Genomic DNA, 18405 nt, shown 5'->3' with positions numbered 1-18405 from the left:
CCGCGCGAGGCGCGCGCCAGCCGCGAGGTGATCGTGTCCAACGGCGCGATCGCGTCGCCGCAGCTGCTGCTGCGCTCCGGAGTCGGCAACGCCGACGAGCTGCGCGCGCTCGGCATCGCACCTGTGATCGACCTGAAGGGCGTCGGCGAGAACCTGCAGGACCATCTCGAGATGTATTTGCAGTACGAGTGCACGCAGCCGGTGTCGCTGTACCCATCGCTGAAGTGGTGGAACAAGCCGGCGATCGGCATCGAGTGGTATTTGAACGGCACCGGCATCGGCGCCAGCAACCACTTCGAGGCCGGCGGCTTCATCCGCAGCAGCGACGAGTTCGCGTGGCCGAACCTGCAGTACCACTTCATTCCGCTCGCGATGAACTACGACGGCAGCAACCCGGTGCAGAGCCACGGCTTCCAGTGCCACGTCGGCTCGATGCGCTCGCCGAGCACCGGCTTCGTCAAACTCGCCAGCCGCGACCCGCGCGTCAAGCCGCGGTTGCTGTTCAACTACATGGCGCACGACGTCGACTGGCGCGAGTTCCGCGCCGGCGTGCGGATTACGCGCGAGATCATCGCGCAGCAGGCGATGGACCAGTTCCGCGGCCGCGAGATCAAGCCGGGGATGATGATCCAGAGCGACGCCGAGATCGACGCATTCGTGAAGGAACACGCCGAGACCGCGCTGCACCCGTCGTGTACCTGCAAGATGGGTGACGCGTCCGACCCGACGGCGGTGGTCGACGGCGAGGGCCGCGTGCACGGACTCACGGGCTTGCGCGTGGTCGACGCGTCGATCATGCCGCGCATCATCACGGGGAACCTGAACGCGCCGACGATCATGATGGCCGAGAAGCTCGCCGACGCGATCCGCGGCCGCGCGCCGCTGGCGCGTTCGACCGCACCGTACTACAAGGCGCAGAACCGGCAGGCCGGCGGTCGACCGCTGACGGAGTTGACCATGGCCAAGTAGGCCTGGCCGGCCTGTCCCGGGGCGCGTGGGCGCCCCGGTCTCTGCACCCTTGCTGTGGTTTTCATCATGTATGACCTGATCGGTTTGATCGGCGTGGTCGTCTACCTCGCCGCGTATTTCGGTGTCCAGCTAATGGGCTGGAGCCCGGAGAGCCCGCGTTACTTCGCGCTCAACGTGCTGGGGCCGGCGTGCATCCTGGTGTCGCTGTCGCACAGCTTCAATCTGGCGTCGTTCGTCACGCAGTGCACCTGGCTGCTGGTCACCTTCTTCGGCTGGTGGCGGGCGTGGCGGCGCAGGCAGCACCTCGCGCTGGCGGCGGCGAGTCGCCCGTGAAAACAAAACGCCCCGGCATGCCGGGGCGTTTCACGTGGAACGACGCAGTTACAGCTTCTTTTCCATCATCAGGTAGGCTTGGCCGCCGAGCACCGACAGGCGCAGAAGTGTCGCGTAGCCCGAGCGTCTGACGGCGAGAGGCGGGGAAACCGAGCCTCCCCTCGCTTCCCCCATGCGGCTTTCTTGCGACTCATTAGGCCTAGGCTTGACAGCAGTCCGCGGCGCCCAGAAAATACGACCCGTTTGCGCTGCTAGGATCGGCCGTCTCGAAGAGCCATCGGAACCTATAGGCCGAAGGTCGTATGATTCGAATTCCTGCCCCCGCAAGCCGTTCGATAATCCGCTGATTCAATGGCTCATTGATCAGCGGATTTTCTTTTGCAGATCGCTCGCCCACTATGCTAACCGAACACGCCCCGCTCGAACTCGTCTGGACTTCCTGCCCGCCCGATGCGCCGACCGCGCTGCTCGGTGGACTGTGCTATGGCCCGGCCAGCGAGATCGGCTTGCCCGAAGTGGCCCTCGCCCGGCTCGGCGTCCCCCGGGCCGATCTTCCGCTGTTTAGCCTGTTTGCCAGCGGGCTACCGGTAGAACGCGCCCAAACGGGCGCACTCTGCCTGTGGCGTCGTCCCGACTGCCTGTTCGCCGCGCTGAGCGTCGAAGAAAGCGCCTACGGCGAGTTTGCCTCGCCGCTGCGCGAGGCCAGCCGCGTCGCCTACCGTGCGCTGTTCGAGCTGTTGGAGAAAGAGGGCTATGCCGCGCCGTGGCGCTTCTGGAACTATCTGGCCGACATCCACGGCGAGGAAGCGGGGCTGGAGCGCTACCGCCAGTTCAATTACGGACGCCAGCAGGCGTTTGCCGAAGCCGGCCGCAGCGTCAGCTCCGCAGTGCCGGCCGCCTGTGCGCTGGGCAGCCAGCGCGGGCCGCTGGTCGTGGCGGTGCTGGCCGGGCGCGAGCCGGCGCTCGCGATCGAGAATCCGCGCCAGGTCAGCGCCTACGACTATCCGAGCGACTATGGTCCGCGCGCGCCGACCTTCGCGCGAGCCTGCGTGTCCTGGCTGGATGGCCGGCCGCAACTGTGGCTGTCCGGCACGGCGAGCATCGTCGGTCATCAAACAATGCATCCGGGCGACGTCGCCGAGCAGACCCGCGAAACGCTCCGCAATATCAGCGTGTTGCTGGACGAAGCGCGCCGCCGCCTGCCCGAGGCCGATTTCGCGCTCGAGGCGTTGCACTACACCGTCTACCTGCGCCACCCCGAGCATCAGCCGCTGGTCGCTGCGCTGCTCGCCTCCGAAATCGGCGCTATGCTTAATGCCGTCTACCTCAAGGCCGACGTCTGCCGCGCCGACCTCTTGGTCGAAATCGAAGCCTCGGCCGGCCATCCGCTGGTGCGCCTGCCATGATCCGCCGCCTGCCTCTGCCCCTGCCCGACCTGCTGCGCCGCCCGTACGACGTGCTGCGCCTGGCGCTAGGCTGGCTGTTCCTGGTGCTGATCTGCCTCTCGTGGAGCGTGATCGCGCTGCCGCTGCGCCTGGTGCTGACCGCCCGGCGCGGCCGGCCGCTCGGTCGCTGGGTGGCGATGCGCGGTTTCCGGCTGTATCTCTGGTTGCTTTCCGCGCTCGGCGCCTGCCGATTCGAGCTGGATGCGCTCGACAGCCTCGGCGACGCCGGCCCGCTGGTGCTGGTGGCCAACCACCCCGGCCTGCTCGACGCGCCGTTGTTGATCTCGCGCCTGCCGAATGTCGCGTGCATCATGAAGGCCAGCCTGCTCGACAACCCGCTGTTCGGCGCGGGTGCGCGCCTGGCCGGCTATATCCGCAACGACGCGCCGCTGGCTATGGTGCTCGCCGCCAGTCGCGAGCTGCAAAGCGGCGGCCAGCTCTTGCTGTTTCCCGAGGGCGGCCGCAGCCGCCACCACCCGGTGAGTCCATTCGCGCCGACCGCCGCGCTGATCGCCCGGCGCGCCGGCGTGGCGGTGCAGACGCTGATCATCGAAACCGACTCGCCCTATTTGTCCAAGGGCTGGCCGGCCCTGAAAACCCCTTTGTTGCCGATACGCTTCCGTGTCCGGCTGGGCGAGCGCTTCGCCCCAGAGTCCGACAGCCGCGCGCTGACCCGCGCGATCGAGCAGCACATCGCCGGCGCGCTGACCCCCCAGCCGGCCCACCCTGCGAATCCCGAATGACACCTTCTTCTAGCCATCTGGTGCTGATCCCCAGCTACAATCCCGGCCCCAAGGTCTATGACACGGTGCGCGCCGCGCGCGAACAGTGGAACCCGGTGTGGGTGATCGTCGACGGCAGCACCGACGGTAGCGCGGAGGGTCTCATGGCGATGGCTGCAGAGGACCCGGGGCTGCGCGTGGAGGTGTTGCCCCAGAACCGCGGCAAGGGCGCGGCGGTGCTCTACGGCCTGACGTTGGCCGAGGCCGCCGGTTTCAGCCACGCGCTGACGATGGATTCGGATGGCCAGCATCCGGCCGCGGCGATTCCCGCCTTCATGGCACGCTCGATCGCCGAGCCGGACGCAATGGTGCTGGGCGTGCCGCAGTTCGACGCGAACGCGCCAAAACTGCGCGTGCGCGGGCGCAAGGTGTCGAACGGCTGGGCCAACCTGGAAACGCTGTGGATGGGCATCGGCGACTCGTTGTTCGGCTTTCGCGTCTACCCGGTGGTGCCACTGGTTGCGGTGATGAAAAAGCAGCGCTGGATGCGCCGCTTCGATTTCGACCCGGAAGCCGCGGTGCGGCTGTGCTGGCGCGGGGTGCGCCCGGTGAACCTGCCCTGCCCGGTGCGCTATTTCGAAGCGAGCGAGGGGGGGGTATCGCACTTCAACTATCTGCGCGACAACCTCTTGCTCACCGGCATGCACAGCCGCTTGTTCGCGGGCTTCTTGCTGCGCCTGCCGCTGCTGCTCATGCGGCGGCTTTTCAGTAAAACGCGCCGTTGACCGACATCACCTGGCCGGAAATGTAGCCGGCGTCGTCCGAACACAGGAAGGCCACCAGCGCCGCCACCTCCTCGGGACGGCCGGCGCGCTGCATCGGGATCATCTCGCGGATGAAGTCCGGATCGAACGCGCCCTCCGTCATTCCTGTATCGATCAGCCCCGGCGCGACCGCGTTCACCGTGATGCCGCGGCTGGCCACTTCCAGCGCCAGCGCCTTGGTCGCGCCGTGCAGGCCGGCCTTGGCCGCCGCGTAGTTGACCTGGCCGCGGTTGCCGGCCAGGCCCGCAACCGAGCCGATATTGACGATGCGCCCCCAGCGGGTGCGGATCATCGGCAACAGCAAGGGCTGGGTGACGTGGAAGAAGCCGTTCAGCGACACGTCGAGCACGCGGTGCCATTGCTCGGCACGCATCCCCGGCAGCACCGCATCGTCGTGCACGCCGGCGTTGTTCACCAGGATCTGGATCGGTCCCTCTTCGAGCAACGCTTCCAGCGCCGCCGCGCTTTCTTCGGGCGACGTGACATCGAACGCCAGCGCGCGTGCAGCCAAGCCCTCTTCGCGAAGTTCGGCCGCCAGCGCCTCGGCCCTGTCCAGATTGCTGTTGGCGTGGATCAGCACCTCGTGGCCCTGTTCGGCCAACTTCCGGCAGATCGCCGCGCCGATGCCGCCGCTGCCCCCGGTTACCAGTGCGCGTTTCATGCTTGTGCTCCCTTGTCGTCCAGATGGCGCGCGGCGTCGAGCCGCACCGCGGCGCGACCGCAGGCCAGTTCCTGCCCCGCCGCACTGACCGTGAAGCGGTACATCACATTGTTCTCGTCGCCCATCAGCCGTTCGACTTCGATGTCCAGCTCGGCCGCTACGTCGTCCAGCGTCGCGACCGCCAGCCGCACCTCGCGCACGCTGGTCAGGTAACCGGCGCGCGGCGCCTCCTCAAAGCCGGCCAGCAGCGCGCCGTGCAGCGCCATCGCCTGCGCGGCGTACTCGATCGCGCAGGCGGCGCCGAGTCGGCCCTGCTGGCGCAGCGGATTGTCGGCGAGCCGGTGGCTGTCGGCGCGGCAGACGATGCGGTTTTCATCCCAGTGCGTCATCTCGGAGAGCAGGCACATCGCCCCCCGGTGCGGGATGCGCTGGGCGATTTCGGCGTGGCTCAGACGCATGGCTGCAGCTCCACGGCAAGCGGGAAACCTGTCGGCGTTTCCAGAGCGCAGCGCGTGCCCTGTCCGCGCGCCAGCGCCGCCAACAGCGGCATGGCGCGCAGCGCCGGCGCCGAGCGGCCCAGCTCATCGAGCTCGGCCAAGCCCGTGTTGCCGCAAGGTGCGGCATCGACGGTCACTTCGATACGCGCAAGAGAACGCTCGGTGCGTTCTGGGCTGAGCAAGAGCGCGACGCCACACGAATCGGGCAGCGGGCGCAGCCGGGCGAGCGGCCCCGGGTAAGGCGTGTCGTAGGCGATCAAGAGCACCTTGCGCGCCTCGCCCCGCAATGTGCCGATCGCTTCGAGAAGGCCCATCGCGAAGCTGGCGTCGGAGGCGCTCAGCACATTGCACGGCGCCACGGCTTGCGCGGCGATGCCCCAGTAACCGGCCGGCCCGTTGTGCACGGAGTTGGTGAAGCGGGTCGGCGACACCAGCCGCTCGGGCTCGGCCAACATTGTGCACAGCGCGTGCATATTGTCGCCGTCGCCGCCCGAGGCGGTGAACACCGTAGCGAGTTCCGTGGTCTCCGAGCCGGCCATCGCGGCGGCCTCGAAACCGAGCGCGAGAGCGAGGCGCACCGGCTTGCCGACGCGCCGCCGTTCGGCCGGCGGCAGCGCCTGCGGCGCCGGCAGTTGCGTCGGCGCCGCCTGCCAAGGCTCGTCGCCGCGCAGCCGGGCGGCGAGCTGGGGCCAGTTGTCGAAACCGGGGCCGACCGCGCCGACCCCGTCCAGATAGGCAGACAGCGTACTCATGCGTGCCCCTTTGCATCGGCCCGGCGCAGCACCACGCTGGCGTTGCTGCCGCCGAAGCCGAAGGAATTGCTCATCACCACCCCGAGCGCCTGCGCACGCGGAGTGAACACATAGTCGAGATCGAGCGCCGCATCGAGCGTTTCGCTGCACGGGCTGCCGGGAATCAGGCCGTGCTGCAGCGCGAGCGCGCCGATCACGACTTCGAGCGCGCCGGCCGCGCCCAGCGTATGGCCGGTGGCGCCCTTGGTCGAACTCATCGGCACGTCGCGGCCGAACAGGCGCATCACCGCCAGGCCCTCGGCGGCATCGTTGCTCGGCGTTGCGGTGCCGTGCAGGTTGAGGTAATCGACGTCGCCCGCACAGAGGCCGGCACTCTCGAGCGCCGCACGCATCGCGGCATAGGCGCCGCGTCCCTCCGGGTGCGGCGAGGACATGTGGTAGGCGTCGCTCGATTCGCCGACCCCGGCCAAGAGCACGGCGTCGGGCGGCAGCGCTCCCGCCGGGCGCTCGAGCAGCGCGAAGGCCGCCGCCTCGCCGATCGAGATGCCGCGCCGCGCCGCGTCGTACGGGCGGCAGGGTTCGGGCGACACCAGTTCGAGCGAATTGAACCCGTGCAGCGTCGTCAGGCACAGACTGTCGATGCCGCCGACTACCGCCGCGTCGATGAGGCCGGCGGCGATCAGCCGCGCCGCGCTGGCGAACACCTTGGCGCCCGACGAGCAGGCGGTCGACACGACGAAGGCCGGGCCGGACAGGCCCAGGTAGCGCGAGACCACCTCGGCCAGCGCGTAGGGGGTGTGACTGCCGTGATAGACCGGCGGCCGCACGAAATCCCCGGCCTCGTCGAGCGCGCGGTAGGCCTGCTCGGTTTCCAGGATGCCGGCGGTACTGGTGCCGAGGAAGACGCCGACACGACCCGCGCCGTAACGCGCCGCGGCGCTTCGTACCGCTTCGGCAAAGCCGTCCTGTTCGAGCGCCAAGAGCGCCAGGCGGTTGTTGCGGCAGTCGTAATCGGCGAGTTCTGCCGGCAGCCGGTAGTCGTCGACCGCCTTGACTTCGCCGACATGCGTGGCGAGTTCGACGGTTTCGAACGCGCAGGGCGCAAGGCCGCTGCGATTGGCGGCGAGCGCGGCCAGCGTGGGCGCCAGGCCCGTCCCCAGACAGCTCGCCGCGGTAAAACAGGAGAGATGCAAGGCTTGCATGACTCTTCCCTCCATCAAGATTGAAAATCGGCCAGCGCTCCGCTGGCGAGGGGCTGGGCGGGGCGCGACGCTTCGGCCAGCGTGACGGTGTTGAGACCCAGGCGGCGGATCGCCGCGAGCAGGTCGGGCAGTACCGCCAGAATCACCGGCCGGCCGGCCGGCGTGCGCGCGGCGTGGGCGTCGTGCAGCAGCAGGATGTCGCCCGCTGCCAGGCCCCGGCTCAGCGTGGCCAGCACCCGCGCCGGGTCGCTCTGGCGGGTGTCGAACGCGCGCCGCGTCCAGCTCGCCAGCCTCAGGCCGCGGCGGTGCAGCACCGGCTCGAGAAAGGGATTGCGCAGCCCGGCCGGCGCGCGGAAAAAGCGCGGCGCCGTTCCGGTGATCTCGGCCAACGTGGCTTGCGCGGCGTCCACTTCGCGTGCGAGTGCCCACGGGCCGCGCAATGAGAAACTGTGGTGATGGTGCTGGCTGTGGTTTTCCACCGCATGGCCGCGCGCGATGATTTCGCGGCATAGGGCCGGGTGGCGCCGCGCCTGTGTGCCGATGCAGAAGAAGGTCGCGCGCGCGCCGGCTTCGTCGAGCAGGTCGAGAACGCGCGGGGTGACCTCTGGATCGGGGCCGTCGTCGATGGTGATCGCGACCTCAAAGCGCGCGGCGGCGTCCTGGGGTAGGCGCGCCCAATTCGGGCCGAGCAGGCGGCTCCTCGGCCACAGGCCGGCTGCGGTGAGCAAGGCGTGGTCGGCCACCAGGCCGCCCAGCCACCACGGCCACGCGCCGGGTTGCCACAGCAAGGCGCCCGCCGTGCCGGCGTGCAGTGCCAGCGAGGCGGTAATCAGTGGCGTGGGCCGCCAGGTCTTGTTCATCGATTCGCCTCACTATCGCCAAAGTTCACCCGCTCTAGCCACAACGTCCACAGCGCGCGCCACGCGGGCCAGTCATGCCCGCCCGACAGGGTGAAACGCCGCCCGGCCGGCCAACAGGTCTCGGCCAGCGCCTGGCTGGAATAGAAACGGTCTTCGTGCGCGAGCCCCAGGCTCACCGGCAGGCGCTGTGCCCCGCCCTGGGCCAGCCAGTACCAGACGCGCTTTTCCAGTTCGCACGCGTCCCAGCACGGCGTTTGCAGCGCCGCCCAGGCGGCCGGCGAGCCGGCTGCGTTGATTTCTTTTTCCAGCGCGCGGTTGCCGAGATAAGGCGTCAGCGCCAAGGCACCCGCGATGCCGGCGGGCGCCTCGGCCAACTGCGCCAGCACCAGCAGGGCGCCGAGAGAAATGCCGGCCAGCCAGATCCGCGCGTAGCGCATCCGCCACGGCGCGAGCGCCTGTTTGAGGCCGGTCAGCGCCGTCCCCTGGGTCACGGTGAAGGGGTCGAGCGGCAAGACCAGCAGCGCGACCTGCAGATGGCGCGCCGCCAGCGCAGAGACAAAACCCTGCTCGACGAAATCCTGCGGCCGGCCGTAGGCGCCCGGCAGCAGCACCACGAGCGGGCTGCACGGGCGGGGGGCGCTGGCCGGAAAGAACAGTGCGTCGTCCGCCGGCGGTGGCAGAGGCCAGTCAGGCGGGCTCATGGCGATCCAGCATCACGGAGAACAACAGGGCCAACAGCGCTCCCGGCCCGGCCGTCCCGCCCAGCGCGGCGAGCACCGGCACGCTCGAGAAGGCCAGGAGGCCGAAGCCTGCCAGCGCGGTGGCGTTGGCCACCAGCAGCGAAAGCAGCAGGCTCGCCGAACGCTCGCTGCCGACAAAGAACAGCGCGTAGTTCGAGCCGATCGCGACCAGTAGCAAGAGGCCGACCAGATGCAGCAGGCTGAGTGCCACGCCGGCCAGCACGTGGCCGGCGCTCACCACCAGCACCGCCGCCAAGAGCGGCATGAGAACCCGCCACAGCTTGGCAGCGGATCGCAAGGCCAGCGCCAGCATCAGCACGATCGCCAGCATGCCACAGGCCACCAGCTTGAGCGCCTCGTCCAGATAGGCGGCGTACAGCTGGTTGGACGCGGTTTTCAGATCCACCAGGCGCAAGGGCTGACCGGCCAGCGCCCTCCCGAGCGCGGCGCCGTCGATGCCGCCCTCAGGCGCGCGCAGCGGCAGCAGCGCCAGGCTCTGGCCGGGGCGGTCGATCAGCAGGCCATCCAGCAACAGCGCCAGCGAAGTGCCCCGGTAACTCGCCGGCGTGAGCAAGGGTGCCCGATGCGCGGTCTCCACCGCCGCGACGAACGGTTCCAGACGTGCCGGCTGGATCGGCAGGCCGCTCAGCGCCGTCTTCAGGCGGGCACGCAAGGTGGCCTCGTCGGGCAGGCTGGCGCGGCGGGCTTCTTGGGTGACGCGGCTCGGCAGGTAGCGGCTCGGGCTCTCGTAGCCGTCCAGCAGTCCCTTCGCCACCAGGCTGTCCAGCCGGGGCGTCAATAGCTCGGTCTGGCGCAGCACCGCCTCGCGGTCGGCGCCGCTGAGCACGGCCAGATAGCGCACGTCGGGCGCCCCTAGTTCGGCTCGCAGGATGGTGTCGAGAGCCTGTTGCTGAGCCGGCACCGGGCTGAGCGCGGCCAGTTCGCGGTTCCACAACTGCTCGTGGTGCCACAACAGTACCGCCGCGGCCGACAAGGCGAGCAGGGGCACCAAGAGACGCAAGCGGCGCAGGGGCCGCAGCGCTACGCGCTCCAGGCAGTCGCCGAGCGCGCTCAGGTCGCGCACGGCAAAGCCAGCCGGCAGCAGCAGCGGCAATACGAAACGGGTCACCAGCGCCGCGACGACGAGGCCGGCGATCGAATACAGACCGAGCTGGGCCAGGCCGGGAAAACCGGAAAACAACAGCGCGGCGAAACCGCATACCGAGGTCAGCACGCCGAGGCGCACGGTCGGCCAGAAGCGTCGCAGCCACTCGTCTTCCGCCGCCGCGCCGGCCGAGCGGGACTGGATGAACAGATAGATCGAGTAGTCGACCGCCTCGCCGATCAGCGTGATGCCGAAGCCCAGCGTGATGCCGTGCACCACGCCGAAGCCTAGGCTTACCGCCACCACGCCGGCGAGCGCACCGCTCGCGACCGGCACGAGCCCTAAGAGCAGCGCACGCCCCGAGCGGTACACCGTCCACAGCAGCGTGACGATGATCAGCGTGCCTAGCAGCGAGAAACGCAGCGCCTCGTCGCGGATGCGCTCGCGCGCTTCCACGCCGAACACGCCGGGGCCGGACAGCAGCAGGCGGCTCTGTTCCAGCATGGGGTAACGCTTGAGCAGTTCGGCGCGGGCCGCGGCGAAATCGGACTTCAATAGCGCGATGGCGGCTTCCTGGGCGTCGGTATCCGAGCCGGCGGCACGGGTGTAGGCCATTAGCAGTGCGCGCGCACCGTCGCGCGAACTCCACACGCCTTCGTTGAGCGGAGCGCTGTCGCGGCTGGAGAGGACCTCGAGCAGCTGCAGCGTTTCGCCGCTCGGATCGGCCGGCAGCAGCGTCTTCAGCCAGGCGCCGGAAGGCAGCGCCAGTGCAGCGATGCTGTCGCCGATCGCCGTGTGCAAGCCGGCCTCGCTAAAGTGCTCGGGAGTCACGGCCGGGCTGAGCAGATAGCGCGCGCCGAACAGCAGCGCCCGCTCGCGCTCGAAGCTGCCGGCCTCGCCGTTGCTGACGCCGGCAAATTCGCAGCGTGCTCGCAGCCGCGCCGCAAGTCCCTGCGACAGCGCCGCGCGCGCCTCGGCGCTGCCCCCCTCGATGCCAACCAGCATCAGCCGCGACACCGTGCCGTCCTTGAGCTGGTCGACCAGGATCTGCTGTTCGGCCGACGGCGCCGCCGGCAAAAAGGCCGACATGTCGGCACTGAAACGGGCGCGCGCCAGCAACGCCGTGCCGATCACCATCGCCAGCAGCCACAGCCCGATGATCAGCGCGCGGCGCGGCTTCACCGCTCCGGCTTGCCTCACGGGGCCGCCTTGTCGATGTTCATCACCGAACGGTCGCCGTCGGCCTGGACGATCTCGATCTGGCGCAGGTCGGCGCGCACCCCGTTGATGCGCACGCGGCTGACCTTGGCCAGCATCTTGCTCGACAGCGGGGTCAGCTGCAGCGTCCAGCGCTCGAAGCGTCCGTCCAGCTCGGTGCGGTAGGCGGCCTCGAGCGCGCGGCGGTCGCCGGCCAGCGTCGCGCGGATGCTGTCGATGAAGGCAGCCACCTCGGGGTAGTCCTGCAGTTTCAGCACGTGGCGGCGCCCGCCGCGCTCGATGGTGAGCGTGCCGCCGTCGAGCAGCAGCGCCTCGGCCTTAGGCTGCAGCGTGCGTTTTTCCAGATGGCCGGGCGCCGCGTAGGCGAGCTCGCCGGACGATTCCAGCGGCTTGTCGATGAGGCCGAGGTACTGTTTTTCGGTAAAGGTGGCGCGCACCGACCGGGTCTGCGCCAGTTGGCCGAGCAGCTGGCCGAGGTCGAACTCGGCCGCGTGGGCCGCCAGCGGCAGCAGCAGGAAGACGGCCAGGAAACGCAGTTTAGTCAGCATGGTCAGCCCAGAAATCGTAGAAATTGAACCAGTTGTACGGCGCCGAGCGGCACTGCTGTTCGAGTCGCGTCACGTAGTCGGACAGCGCCGTTTGCACCGCTGCCTCGCGCCCGCCGCGCTCCTGCGCGGAAAAGTCGGCGAGTTCGGAAAAGTGCAGGCGATAGCGGTTGCCGCCTAGATAGAGCCCGCACATGAACAGTACCGGGCGGCGCATCAGCGCGGCGAGGCGCAGTGGCCCAAGCGGGAACGCCGCGTCGCCGCCTAGCAGCGGGCGACGCGCCATCGCCTCCTGGCGCGGGCTGCGGTCGCCGAGCATGCCGACGAGGTCGCCTTCTTCCAGGCGCGCCTTGACCTCGAGCATCGAGTCGAGTTGGCCGAGCGGTACGATCGTATTTTGCAAGGCCGGGTTGATCGCGGCGAGCGCGGCGTGGATCTGACGGGCGTTGTCGGGGTACATCACCAGCGTCACGCGCAGGCCGGAGTACCAGCGCCCGGCGGCACGCAGTGCCTCAAAGCTGCCCAGGTGGGAGCCCAAGAGGAACACGCCGTCGCCGTGGGCCATGGCCGCCTCGACCAGCTCGCGCCCTTCGATCTCGATCTCGAACAGCTCGTCACGGTCGTTCAGCAGATAGAGCCGGTCGAGCACGGTCGACGCAAAGCTGAAGAAATGCTGCCAGCGCTCGGCGAGGCGCGGCGGACGGCCGAACAGCCGGGCCAGATAGTTGCGCGAAGCCGCGCCGGCCTGGCCGGCGAACAGCAGGAAATACAGCGTGATCGGGTAGAGCAGCAGGCGCGCCGGCGCGCGCCCGAGGCGCAGCGCCAGATGGCGCATCACGGAGAGCCAGAAGGTCGAACCGCGCTCGGCGCGATTCGCCCACTCGGCGTCCGCCGCTTTCACGCCGACACCCCGAAGCGCACTTCGCATTGCGCGACGGTCAGTCCGGTCGCATCGCTCAGCGTGCAGCGCCAGCTGTCCGCGCGTCCGGGGGCGGCATGCAGTTGCAGTTGGCTGCCCGGCCCGACCGCGGCGAGGAATTTGCCCGAAATCAGTATCAGCGCGCCGGGCGACAGCGCCAGCGTTTCTTCGAGCGCCAGCACCACCCGATCGAGCAGTGCGGCGCCGGGCAGGATGGGTCGTGCCGGGAAATGGCCGGGAAAGGCCGGGTGGTCGGCCGGGATGGTCAGCGATAGCGACAGGCTGTCAGTCATCGGTAGCAGGCTCGTCCAAGGCGGCGCGCAGCATGTCCAGCGGCAGCTTGCCGGTGGCATTGCGCGGCAGCCCCGCCACGAATTTCAGCGGGCGTGGCAGAAAGGCCGCGTCGATACGTTGGCGCAGCGCCGCCAGCAACGCCGCGCGCGTAAGCTTGGGCGCGACCACCAGCGCGGCGAGGCGGGTCACGGTGCCGGCGCTCCCTTCCTCGGGCAGAAAGAACACGCCGTCTACCACGCCGGGGATCGCCAGCAACTGTTGGGTGAGATAGCTCAGCGAGCTGCGCTTGCCGGCCACATTGATCAGGTCGGCGGTGCGCCCGAGCAGGCGGAAGTGCCGCGCGCCGCATAGTTCCAGCCGGTCGTTGAGTGGCTGCGCCTGCCACACGTGGCCGCCGCGGGCGACGGCTCGCTCGGCGCCGGCCGGTTGCAATTCCACCCCCGGCAAGCATTCCCACAATTCGGTGAGCGCGCTGCGCCGTGTGGCGAGCTGGCCGGTTTCGGTGCTGCCGTAGATTTCCAGCAACGGCGCCTCGAACTGGCTCTCCAGTTGGCCGGCCAGTTCTCCCGAGAGTGGCGCGGTCGCGCTGGTGAGCAGCGCCAGTTCCGGCACCGCCAGGTCGCTCTCGAGCAAGGTGCGCAGGTGGAAGGGCGTGGATACCAGCACGCGCGGTGCCGGCAGGCCGGCCAGCGCGGCCTGGATGTCGGCTGGATAGAAGGGCCGCTCGTCGCAGAGCAGGCCGCCGCCCAACAGCGGCAGCAGCAGAGTCGATTCCAGCCCGTACATATGCTGGGCCGGCACCGTGCCTAGCAGCGAAAAACCGGGCGTGAGCCCGAGGCTCTCCACGCCGGCACGGGTGGTTTCCACCAGCGCGCCCCAGTACTTGTCGTGACCCTGCGGTCGTCCGGTTGAGCCCGAGGTGAACACGCGCGCGATGCGCTGCCTGGCCGGCAGGCTCGGCGGTGGCCAGTGGCTGGTGCCCGGCGCGGCTAGCAGGCTCTCGTCGATCGGCAGCGTTGGCAGCGCGATGCCGTTGTCGGGCTGATCGCTCAGGCAGCCGAGCGCCGGGTAATCCGCCGCGAGCTGGCGGATGGTTTCGGGGCTGTGCGAGGCCGGCAGCAGGCAGAGCGTGCCGCGCAACGCGCAGGCGCCCAGCGCCACCGCGAACAGGTAGCGGTTCTGGCAGGCGTTGAGCAGCGCGTCACATTCGGGCAGCTGCTTGGCCAAGCTTGCGACGTCGGCAAGAAACTGGCCGGCGCTGCGCTCCTGGCCGGCAAAGCGCGCTAGCGGCTGGGTCGCGTCGTCGTGCGCGATCAGCGGGTAGAGGATCGGTGTTTCCATCAGGATTCTCGGCCAACGTCACCCGAGCCGCCCCGGTTGAGGAGGCGGTAGGCGCGGAAGGTGTCGGTAAAGCGCAGCTGGTCGCGCCATTGCGGCAGGGCCTTCAGGCGTAGCGCGAATTCGATCAGGAACATCAGGCCCGTGAGCGGGAAGACCAGCAGATTGCTGAAGGCCGACCAGGTCGCCAGCGATGCCGTGAAAAACAGCAGCGTCGATACCGAGGTCATCGCCACGAAGAACAGTGTCCAGGCCTCTGTGACCCGACGGGTGTAGCGGGTGAGCGCCTCGTCCAGTTCGCCGTGGATCAGCCTCGCGATCTGGCTGCACAGCGGTGTTTGTCCGGGCAGCAGGGTGCGCCCGAACATCAGCGCCAGCGCGAACTGGGTGCCGGCGTCCTGCAGGAAATACAGCAAGGGAAAATGCCCGGTGAACCAGTCCAGCCGGTGCCAGACGAGGGTGGCGACCAGCAGTGGTATCGCTAGTGCGAGCCCTCGCCGGCCGGCGGCCAGGCACATTAGCAGCACCGCGGCGAGCGGCGGTACGAGGGCCAGCAACACGCCGAGCAGTGCTTGCCGTTCGGGGGCGCCCAGCACCCAGTGCGAGAGCAGCAGATAGCCGGCGAAGCCCCCCGCCAGCACGGGCACGCGCCACTTCATCAGCAGGTGCGGTGAGCGGCGATATGCGCGGACAGGTTGGAGAGCGACGCGAAGATGCGCACATTGTCTTCGCTGTCCGAGCGCAGCTGGAAGCCATAGCGCTTGGACACCACCAGGGCGATTTCGAGAATGTCGATCGAATCGAGCCCCAGGCCCTCGCCGTAGAGCGGCGAGGCCGGGTCGATTTCCGCCGCGGCCGTTTCCAGATTCAGGGCCTCGACGATCAGGCCGGCCACTTCCAGTTCAAGTTCAGACATCACGCTTACTCCACAAACGAACGCCGCCGAAACTGCTCGGCGGCGAAAACCGTTGATTTTAATAGATTTCCCGGTGTTCGGGCAATGCCCGCGGCGGTAAGCCCGGCGACGCATCGCGAACCTTAAGGCCAAAAACCCGGGACATGGCCCCTTCCCGCGCCGGCAAGACCGGCACAGCGCACGGCGCGCAGCTTTGCTATATCGGGAAGACGCCGCCACCGAGGACATGCCATGCCACTGTCCCGCCTCACCCTGCTGCTCGCCCTCATCATACTGAGCGGATGCTACGGGCGGCTGCAAAGGCCGATCCCGAGCAGTCACTACAGCGGCCAAACCACCGAGCGCGGCGACACGCTGCTGGTGATGCTGCCCGGCATTCGCGATGAAATGGGCGACTTCGACCGCGAGGGCTTCATCGGCGAACTCAGGCAGCATGCGATCAAGGCCGACGTGATCAGCGTCGGCAGCCACGCCGGCTATTACTTGAGTGGCGAATTGGTCGAACGCCTTAACGACGACATCGTCCTTCCCGCGCGCCGCCAAGGTTACCGGAACATCTGGCTGGTTGGCATTTCGCTGGGCGGCATGGGCTGTATGCTCTACGCGCGCGAACACCCGCAGCAAATCAGCGGCGTCGTCCTGATCGCCCCGTTTCTGGGGCGCGACGCCCCACTGCAGGACTTGCGAAAACAAGGGCTGCAAAGCTGGCTGGCAAGCCCGCCGCCGCTGCTCGCCATCGACCGACGCAGCCGCGAAGCCTGGCAATGGGCCGCGCGCCGTGCCAGCGATGCTAGGCCCGCCTTTTACCTCGCCTACGGCCGGCAGGACCGCTACGCGGCCGATCAGCAATTGCTCGCCCGGATCGGCGCCCCCACCCTCGTGATCGATAGGGATGGCGGGCATGACTGGGCCACTTGGCAGTCTCTGTGGCGCAGCTTGCTGCAAGGTCCGCTCGGACCGGCTCTCGCTAGCCAGGATGCCTTGCCGTCACACGCGGCCCAGCTAGGGGCGATGCCCCTTGAGTGATTCCGGGGTCGGTTCGTAGGCATTCGACGAAGCCGCCCTTGCCCGCAGTGAGCCCGCCTCTGAAAAGCGAAACGCCCCGGCCTGCCGGGGCGTTTCACGTGGAACGGCACAGTTACAGCTTCTTTTCCATCATCAGATACGCCTGCCCGCCGAGCGCCGACAGCTGGTAGCCGAGCGACTCGTACAGGCTTCGACCAACCTGGTTGTCCGGGCGCACCTCCAGCGTCACCTTGCAGGCGCCGCGTGTCCGCGCCGCGGCGGCGACGGCATCCATCAGCCGGCGGCCGACGCCCTTGCCGCGCGCGGCCGGCAGCACCGCGACGTCGTGCAGGTTGACGGTCGGCGCGGCCGAAAAGCTCGAGAAGCCGAGCACGCACAAGGCGATGCCGAGCGGCGCGCCATCCTGCTCGGCGACCAGCGCGAAGGTGGCCGGATGCGCGGCGAATGCCGCGCCGAGCCGGGCGCGCGCGTCGGCCGACAGGCCCGCGCCGCCGCCCATCGGGTCGCTGGCGTAGGCGTCGACCAGCTCGACCAGGCACGCCTGGTCGGCCGCGCTGTCGCGAACCAGCTCGCGGACCGTCACGCTCACGCCAGCAGCGCCTTCTCGTTGGCGAGGATCTCGTCGAGCGTCTCGCGGCGGCGCACCAGTTTCACCGCGCTGCCGTCGACCAGCACCTCGGCGGCGCGCGGTCGCACATTGTAGTTGCTCGCCATCGTCGACGCGTACGCGCCGCACGACAGCACCGCCAAGAGCTCGCCCTCGCCGACCGCCAGATCGCGATTCTTGCCGAGGAAGTCGCCCGATTCGCAGATCGGGCCGACCACGTCGCAGCGCTGCGGCGCGCTGTCCGGCTGCTCAAGCACGGTGACGATGTCGTGGTAGGCCGAGTACAGCGACGGGCGCATCAGGTCGTTCATCGCCGCGTCGACCACCGCGAAGTTCTTCTCGTCGCCGAGCTTCAGGTACTCGACCCGGGTCAACAGCACACCGGCGTTGCCGACCAGCGAGCGGCCCGGCTCGAGCATCAGGTGCAGCTTGCGGCCCTTCAGACGTTCGGCGACCTTGGCGGCGTAGGCGGCCAGATCCGGCGGGGTCTCGTCGGTGTAGCGGATGCCGACGCCACCGCCCAGATCGATGTGCTTGAGCACGATGCCTTCGGCGGCGAGCTGGTCGATCAGTACCAGCAGGCGATCGAGCGCGTCCACCAGCGGGGTCACGTCGGTCAGCTGCGAGCCGATGTGGCAGTCGATGCCGAGCACGTCGAGGTTCGGCAGGCTGGCGGCGAGCTGGTACGCGCCGAGCGCGGCGTCGAAGGCGATGCCGAACTTGTTGTCCTTCAGGCCGGTCGAGATGTACGGGTGGGTCTTGGCGTCGACGTCCGGGTTGACGCGCAACGATACCGGCGCCTTGCGGCCGAGTTCGCCGGCCACCTCGTTGAGGCGTTTGAGTTCGTTGACCGACTCGACGTTGAAGCAGCGGATGCCGACGCCGAGCGCGTAGCGCATCTCGTCGGCACTCTTGCCGACGCCGGAGAAGATCACCTTGCTGGCGTCGCCGCCGGCGGCGAGCACGCGCGCCAGTTCCCCGCCCGACACGATGTCGAAGCCCGAGCCGAGCCGGGCGAAGCGTTGCAGCACCGCCAGGTTGCCGTTGGCCTTGACCGCGTAGCAGATCAGCGGGTCGAGGCCGGCGAAGGCGTCGCGGTAGCCGGTGTAGGCGGCGTCGAGCGCGCTCGCCGAGTAGACGTAGAGCGGGGTGCCGAACTGTTCGGCCAACGTGGTCAGCGCGACGTCGTCGACGTTGAGCTGGCCGTTGCGGTAGGTAAAGGCGTTCACGGTGCGGTCTTGTCCTGGTTGGTATTTTGGGCCGTCTCGGCGGCCGGTGCCGACGCGGCGAGCGGGGCGGAGGCGATCGGCTTAGTCTCCGGCGCCGGCGCGTGCTGCTTGCCGTTGGGCTTGGGCAGGTAGAGCGGCCCCTTGTAGCCGCAGGCGGCCAGCAGGCTGGCGAGTACGGCAAGGGCAATCACGGTTCGCATGGC

General features: G+C 69.0%; 22 protein-coding genes. 6 read left to right on the top strand and 16 right to left on the bottom strand.

The window, feature by feature from the left end; all coding sequences use genetic code 11:
- The 5 genes from ACZ2IA_RS01760 to ACZ2IA_RS01740 form a co-directional block, all read left to right on the top strand.
- On the top strand, positions 1-969 hold a 969-nt coding region (locus ACZ2IA_RS01760; RefSeq protein ID WP_470290834.1), incomplete at its 5' end, for a GMC oxidoreductase.
- Positions 970-1035: 66 nt separating this feature from the next.
- Positions 1036-1302, top strand: a complete 267-nt coding sequence (locus ACZ2IA_RS01755) for a CBU_0592 family membrane protein (RefSeq protein WP_470290833.1) — start codon at positions 1036-1038, stop codon at positions 1300-1302.
- A 398-nt stretch (positions 1303-1700) separates the two neighbouring features.
- Positions 1701-2708: a chorismate transformation FkbO/Hyg5 family protein gene (locus tag ACZ2IA_RS01750; protein WP_470290832.1), complete on the top strand. Its 1008-nt coding sequence runs from the start codon at positions 1701-1703 to the stop codon at positions 2706-2708.
- Complete coding sequence (locus ACZ2IA_RS01745; RefSeq protein ID WP_470290831.1) at positions 2705-3490, top strand: lysophospholipid acyltransferase family protein; 786 nt, start codon at positions 2705-2707, stop codon at positions 3488-3490. Before ACZ2IA_RS01750 ends, ACZ2IA_RS01745 begins: the two co-directional genes overlap by 4 nt.
- Positions 3487-4254, top strand: a complete 768-nt coding sequence (locus ACZ2IA_RS01740) for a glycosyltransferase family 2 protein (protein WP_470290830.1) — start codon at positions 3487-3489, stop codon at positions 4252-4254. The genes ACZ2IA_RS01745 and ACZ2IA_RS01740 overlap by 4 nt, the downstream gene beginning before the upstream one ends.
- On the opposite strand, the gene fabG is transcribed toward ACZ2IA_RS01740, so the two are convergent.
- Genes fabG through ACZ2IA_RS01675 form a run of 13 tightly spaced genes read right to left on the bottom strand, consistent with a single transcriptional unit; the run spans position 4235 to position 15340 of the window.
- The gene (gene fabG, locus ACZ2IA_RS01735) at positions 4235-4954 is read right to left on the bottom strand and encodes a 3-oxoacyl-ACP reductase FabG (protein ID WP_470290829.1); all 720 of its coding nucleotides are present in this window, start codon (positions 4952-4954) and stop codon (positions 4235-4237) included. The genes ACZ2IA_RS01740 and fabG overlap by 20 nt on opposite strands.
- On the bottom strand, positions 4951-5412 hold the full coding sequence (locus ACZ2IA_RS01730) for a hotdog family protein (protein ID WP_470290828.1): 462 nt from the start codon (positions 5410-5412) through the stop codon (positions 4951-4953). The genes fabG and ACZ2IA_RS01730 overlap by 4 nt, the downstream gene beginning before the upstream one ends.
- Positions 5403-6203: a beta-ketoacyl synthase chain length factor gene (locus ACZ2IA_RS01725; RefSeq protein ID WP_470290827.1), complete on the bottom strand. Its 801-nt coding sequence runs from the start codon at positions 6201-6203 to the stop codon at positions 5403-5405. Before ACZ2IA_RS01725 ends, ACZ2IA_RS01730 begins: the two co-directional genes overlap by 10 nt.
- The gene (locus ACZ2IA_RS01720; protein WP_470290826.1) at positions 6200-7405 is read right to left on the bottom strand and encodes a beta-ketoacyl-[acyl-carrier-protein] synthase family protein; all 1206 of its coding nucleotides are present in this window, start codon (positions 7403-7405) and stop codon (positions 6200-6202) included. The genes ACZ2IA_RS01725 and ACZ2IA_RS01720 overlap by 4 nt, the downstream gene beginning before the upstream one ends.
- A 14-nt stretch (positions 7406-7419) precedes the next feature.
- Positions 7420-8265, bottom strand: coding sequence for a polysaccharide deacetylase family protein (locus tag ACZ2IA_RS01715; protein ID WP_470290825.1), 846 nt, complete (start codon positions 8263-8265; stop codon positions 7420-7422).
- The gene (locus ACZ2IA_RS01710; RefSeq protein ID WP_470290824.1) at positions 8262-8966 is read right to left on the bottom strand and encodes an alpha/beta hydrolase; all 705 of its coding nucleotides are present in this window, start codon (positions 8964-8966) and stop codon (positions 8262-8264) included. The genes ACZ2IA_RS01715 and ACZ2IA_RS01710 overlap by 4 nt, the downstream gene beginning before the upstream one ends.
- Complete coding sequence (locus ACZ2IA_RS01705) at positions 8953-11310, bottom strand: MMPL family transporter (protein WP_470290823.1); 2358 nt, start codon at positions 11308-11310, stop codon at positions 8953-8955. The genes ACZ2IA_RS01710 and ACZ2IA_RS01705 overlap by 14 nt, the downstream gene beginning before the upstream one ends.
- Positions 11307-11876, bottom strand: coding sequence for a LolA-related protein (locus tag ACZ2IA_RS01700; protein WP_470290822.1), 570 nt, complete (start codon positions 11874-11876; stop codon positions 11307-11309). The genes ACZ2IA_RS01705 and ACZ2IA_RS01700 overlap by 4 nt, the downstream gene beginning before the upstream one ends.
- Positions 11866-12774 (bottom strand): lysophospholipid acyltransferase family protein, encoded by a 909-nt coding sequence (locus ACZ2IA_RS01695; protein WP_470290821.1) that lies wholly within the window; start codon positions 12772-12774, stop codon positions 11866-11868. The genes ACZ2IA_RS01700 and ACZ2IA_RS01695 overlap by 11 nt, the downstream gene beginning before the upstream one ends.
- Positions 12771-13085, bottom strand: a complete 315-nt coding sequence (locus tag ACZ2IA_RS01690; RefSeq protein WP_470290820.1) for an ApeI family dehydratase — start codon at positions 13083-13085, stop codon at positions 12771-12773. Before ACZ2IA_RS01690 ends, ACZ2IA_RS01695 begins: the two co-directional genes overlap by 4 nt.
- Complete coding sequence (locus ACZ2IA_RS01685; protein WP_470290819.1) at positions 13078-14427, bottom strand: AMP-binding protein; 1350 nt, start codon at positions 14425-14427, stop codon at positions 13078-13080. The genes ACZ2IA_RS01690 and ACZ2IA_RS01685 overlap by 8 nt, the downstream gene beginning before the upstream one ends.
- A complete protein-coding gene (locus ACZ2IA_RS01680) occupies positions 14427-15083 on the bottom strand; it encodes a COG4648 family protein (protein WP_470290818.1) in 657 nt (218 codons plus the stop codon). Before ACZ2IA_RS01680 ends, ACZ2IA_RS01685 begins: the two co-directional genes overlap by 1 nt.
- Positions 15083-15340 carry a phosphopantetheine-binding protein gene (locus ACZ2IA_RS01675; protein ID WP_470290817.1) on the bottom strand — a complete coding sequence of 86 codons (258 nt, stop codon included), beginning with the start codon at positions 15338-15340 and terminating at the stop codon, positions 15083-15085. Before ACZ2IA_RS01675 ends, ACZ2IA_RS01680 begins: the two co-directional genes overlap by 1 nt.
- 231 nt (positions 15341-15571) lie before the next feature.
- Here ACZ2IA_RS01675 and ACZ2IA_RS01670 point away from each other — a divergent pair, with 231 nt between their 5' ends.
- Positions 15572-16366 carry an alpha/beta fold hydrolase gene (locus ACZ2IA_RS01670; RefSeq protein WP_470290816.1) on the top strand — a complete coding sequence of 265 codons (795 nt, stop codon included), beginning with the start codon at positions 15572-15574 and terminating at the stop codon, positions 16364-16366.
- A gap of 112 nt (positions 16367-16478) precedes the next feature.
- Here the strand turns inward: ACZ2IA_RS01670 and ACZ2IA_RS01665 are convergent, their stop codons facing one another.
- Genes ACZ2IA_RS01665 through lptM form a run of 3 tightly spaced genes read right to left on the bottom strand, consistent with a single transcriptional unit; the run spans position 16479 to position 18402 of the window.
- Positions 16479-16955, bottom strand: coding sequence for a GNAT family N-acetyltransferase (locus tag ACZ2IA_RS01665; protein WP_470290815.1), 477 nt, complete (start codon positions 16953-16955; stop codon positions 16479-16481).
- Positions 16952-18202, bottom strand: coding sequence for a diaminopimelate decarboxylase (gene lysA, locus ACZ2IA_RS01660; protein ID WP_470290814.1), 1251 nt, complete (start codon positions 18200-18202; stop codon positions 16952-16954). Before lysA ends, ACZ2IA_RS01665 begins: the two co-directional genes overlap by 4 nt.
- Positions 18199-18402, bottom strand: coding sequence for an LPS translocon maturation chaperone LptM (lptM, locus tag ACZ2IA_RS01655; RefSeq protein WP_470290813.1), 204 nt, complete (start codon positions 18400-18402; stop codon positions 18199-18201). The genes lysA and lptM overlap by 4 nt, the downstream gene beginning before the upstream one ends.
- Positions 18403-18405: the final 3 nt, after the last annotated feature.

This window comes from Crenobacter sp. CS_VA4, from assembly GCF_055597485.1.
Note: the sequence above shows the minus strand (reverse complement) of the source record. Positions and strands in the feature narration are given on the sequence as shown.

Excerpts from the sequence above, each read along its gene's own strand:
- ACZ2IA_RS01670 (WP_470290816.1), top strand. The coding sequence starts at position 15,572 with ATGCCACTGTCCCGCCTCACCCTGCTGCTCGCCCTCATCATACTGAGC.
- ACZ2IA_RS01715 (WP_470290825.1), bottom strand. The coding sequence starts at position 8,265 with ATGAACAAGACCTGGCGGCCCACGCCACTGATTACCGCCTCGCTGGCA.
- ACZ2IA_RS01675 (WP_470290817.1), bottom strand. The coding sequence starts at position 15,340 with ATGTCTGAACTTGAACTGGAAGTGGCCGGCCTGATCGTCGAGGCCCTG.
- lptM (WP_470290813.1), bottom strand. The coding sequence starts at position 18,402 with ATGCGAACCGTGATTGCCCTTGCCGTACTCGCCAGCCTGCTGGCCGCC.
- ACZ2IA_RS01690 (WP_470290820.1), bottom strand. The coding sequence starts at position 13,085 with ATGACTGACAGCCTGTCGCTATCGCTGACCATCCCGGCCGACCACCCG.
- ACZ2IA_RS01720 (WP_470290826.1), bottom strand. The coding sequence starts at position 7,405 with ATGCAAGCCTTGCATCTCTCCTGTTTTACCGCGGCGAGCTGTCTGGGG.
- ACZ2IA_RS01755 (WP_470290833.1), top strand. The coding sequence starts at position 1,036 with ATGTATGACCTGATCGGTTTGATCGGCGTGGTCGTCTACCTCGCCGCG.
- ACZ2IA_RS01740 (WP_470290830.1), top strand. The coding sequence starts at position 3,487 with ATGACACCTTCTTCTAGCCATCTGGTGCTGATCCCCAGCTACAATCCC.
- ACZ2IA_RS01745 (WP_470290831.1), top strand. The coding sequence starts at position 2,705 with ATGATCCGCCGCCTGCCTCTGCCCCTGCCCGACCTGCTGCGCCGCCCG.
- ACZ2IA_RS01725 (WP_470290827.1), bottom strand. The coding sequence starts at position 6,203 with ATGAGTACGCTGTCTGCCTATCTGGACGGGGTCGGCGCGGTCGGCCCC.
- ACZ2IA_RS01685 (WP_470290819.1), bottom strand. The coding sequence starts at position 14,427 with ATGGAAACACCGATCCTCTACCCGCTGATCGCGCACGACGACGCGACC.
- ACZ2IA_RS01710 (WP_470290824.1), bottom strand. The coding sequence starts at position 8,966 with ATGAGCCCGCCTGACTGGCCTCTGCCACCGCCGGCGGACGACGCACTG.
- ACZ2IA_RS01680 (WP_470290818.1), bottom strand. The coding sequence starts at position 15,083 with ATGAAGTGGCGCGTGCCCGTGCTGGCGGGGGGCTTCGCCGGCTATCTG.
- ACZ2IA_RS01750 (WP_470290832.1), top strand. The coding sequence starts at position 1,701 with ATGCTAACCGAACACGCCCCGCTCGAACTCGTCTGGACTTCCTGCCCG.
- ACZ2IA_RS01700 (WP_470290822.1), bottom strand. The coding sequence starts at position 11,876 with ATGCTGACTAAACTGCGTTTCCTGGCCGTCTTCCTGCTGCTGCCGCTG.
- ACZ2IA_RS01730 (WP_470290828.1), bottom strand. The coding sequence starts at position 5,412 with ATGCGTCTGAGCCACGCCGAAATCGCCCAGCGCATCCCGCACCGGGGG.
- fabG (WP_470290829.1), bottom strand. The coding sequence starts at position 4,954 with ATGAAACGCGCACTGGTAACCGGGGGCAGCGGCGGCATCGGCGCGGCG.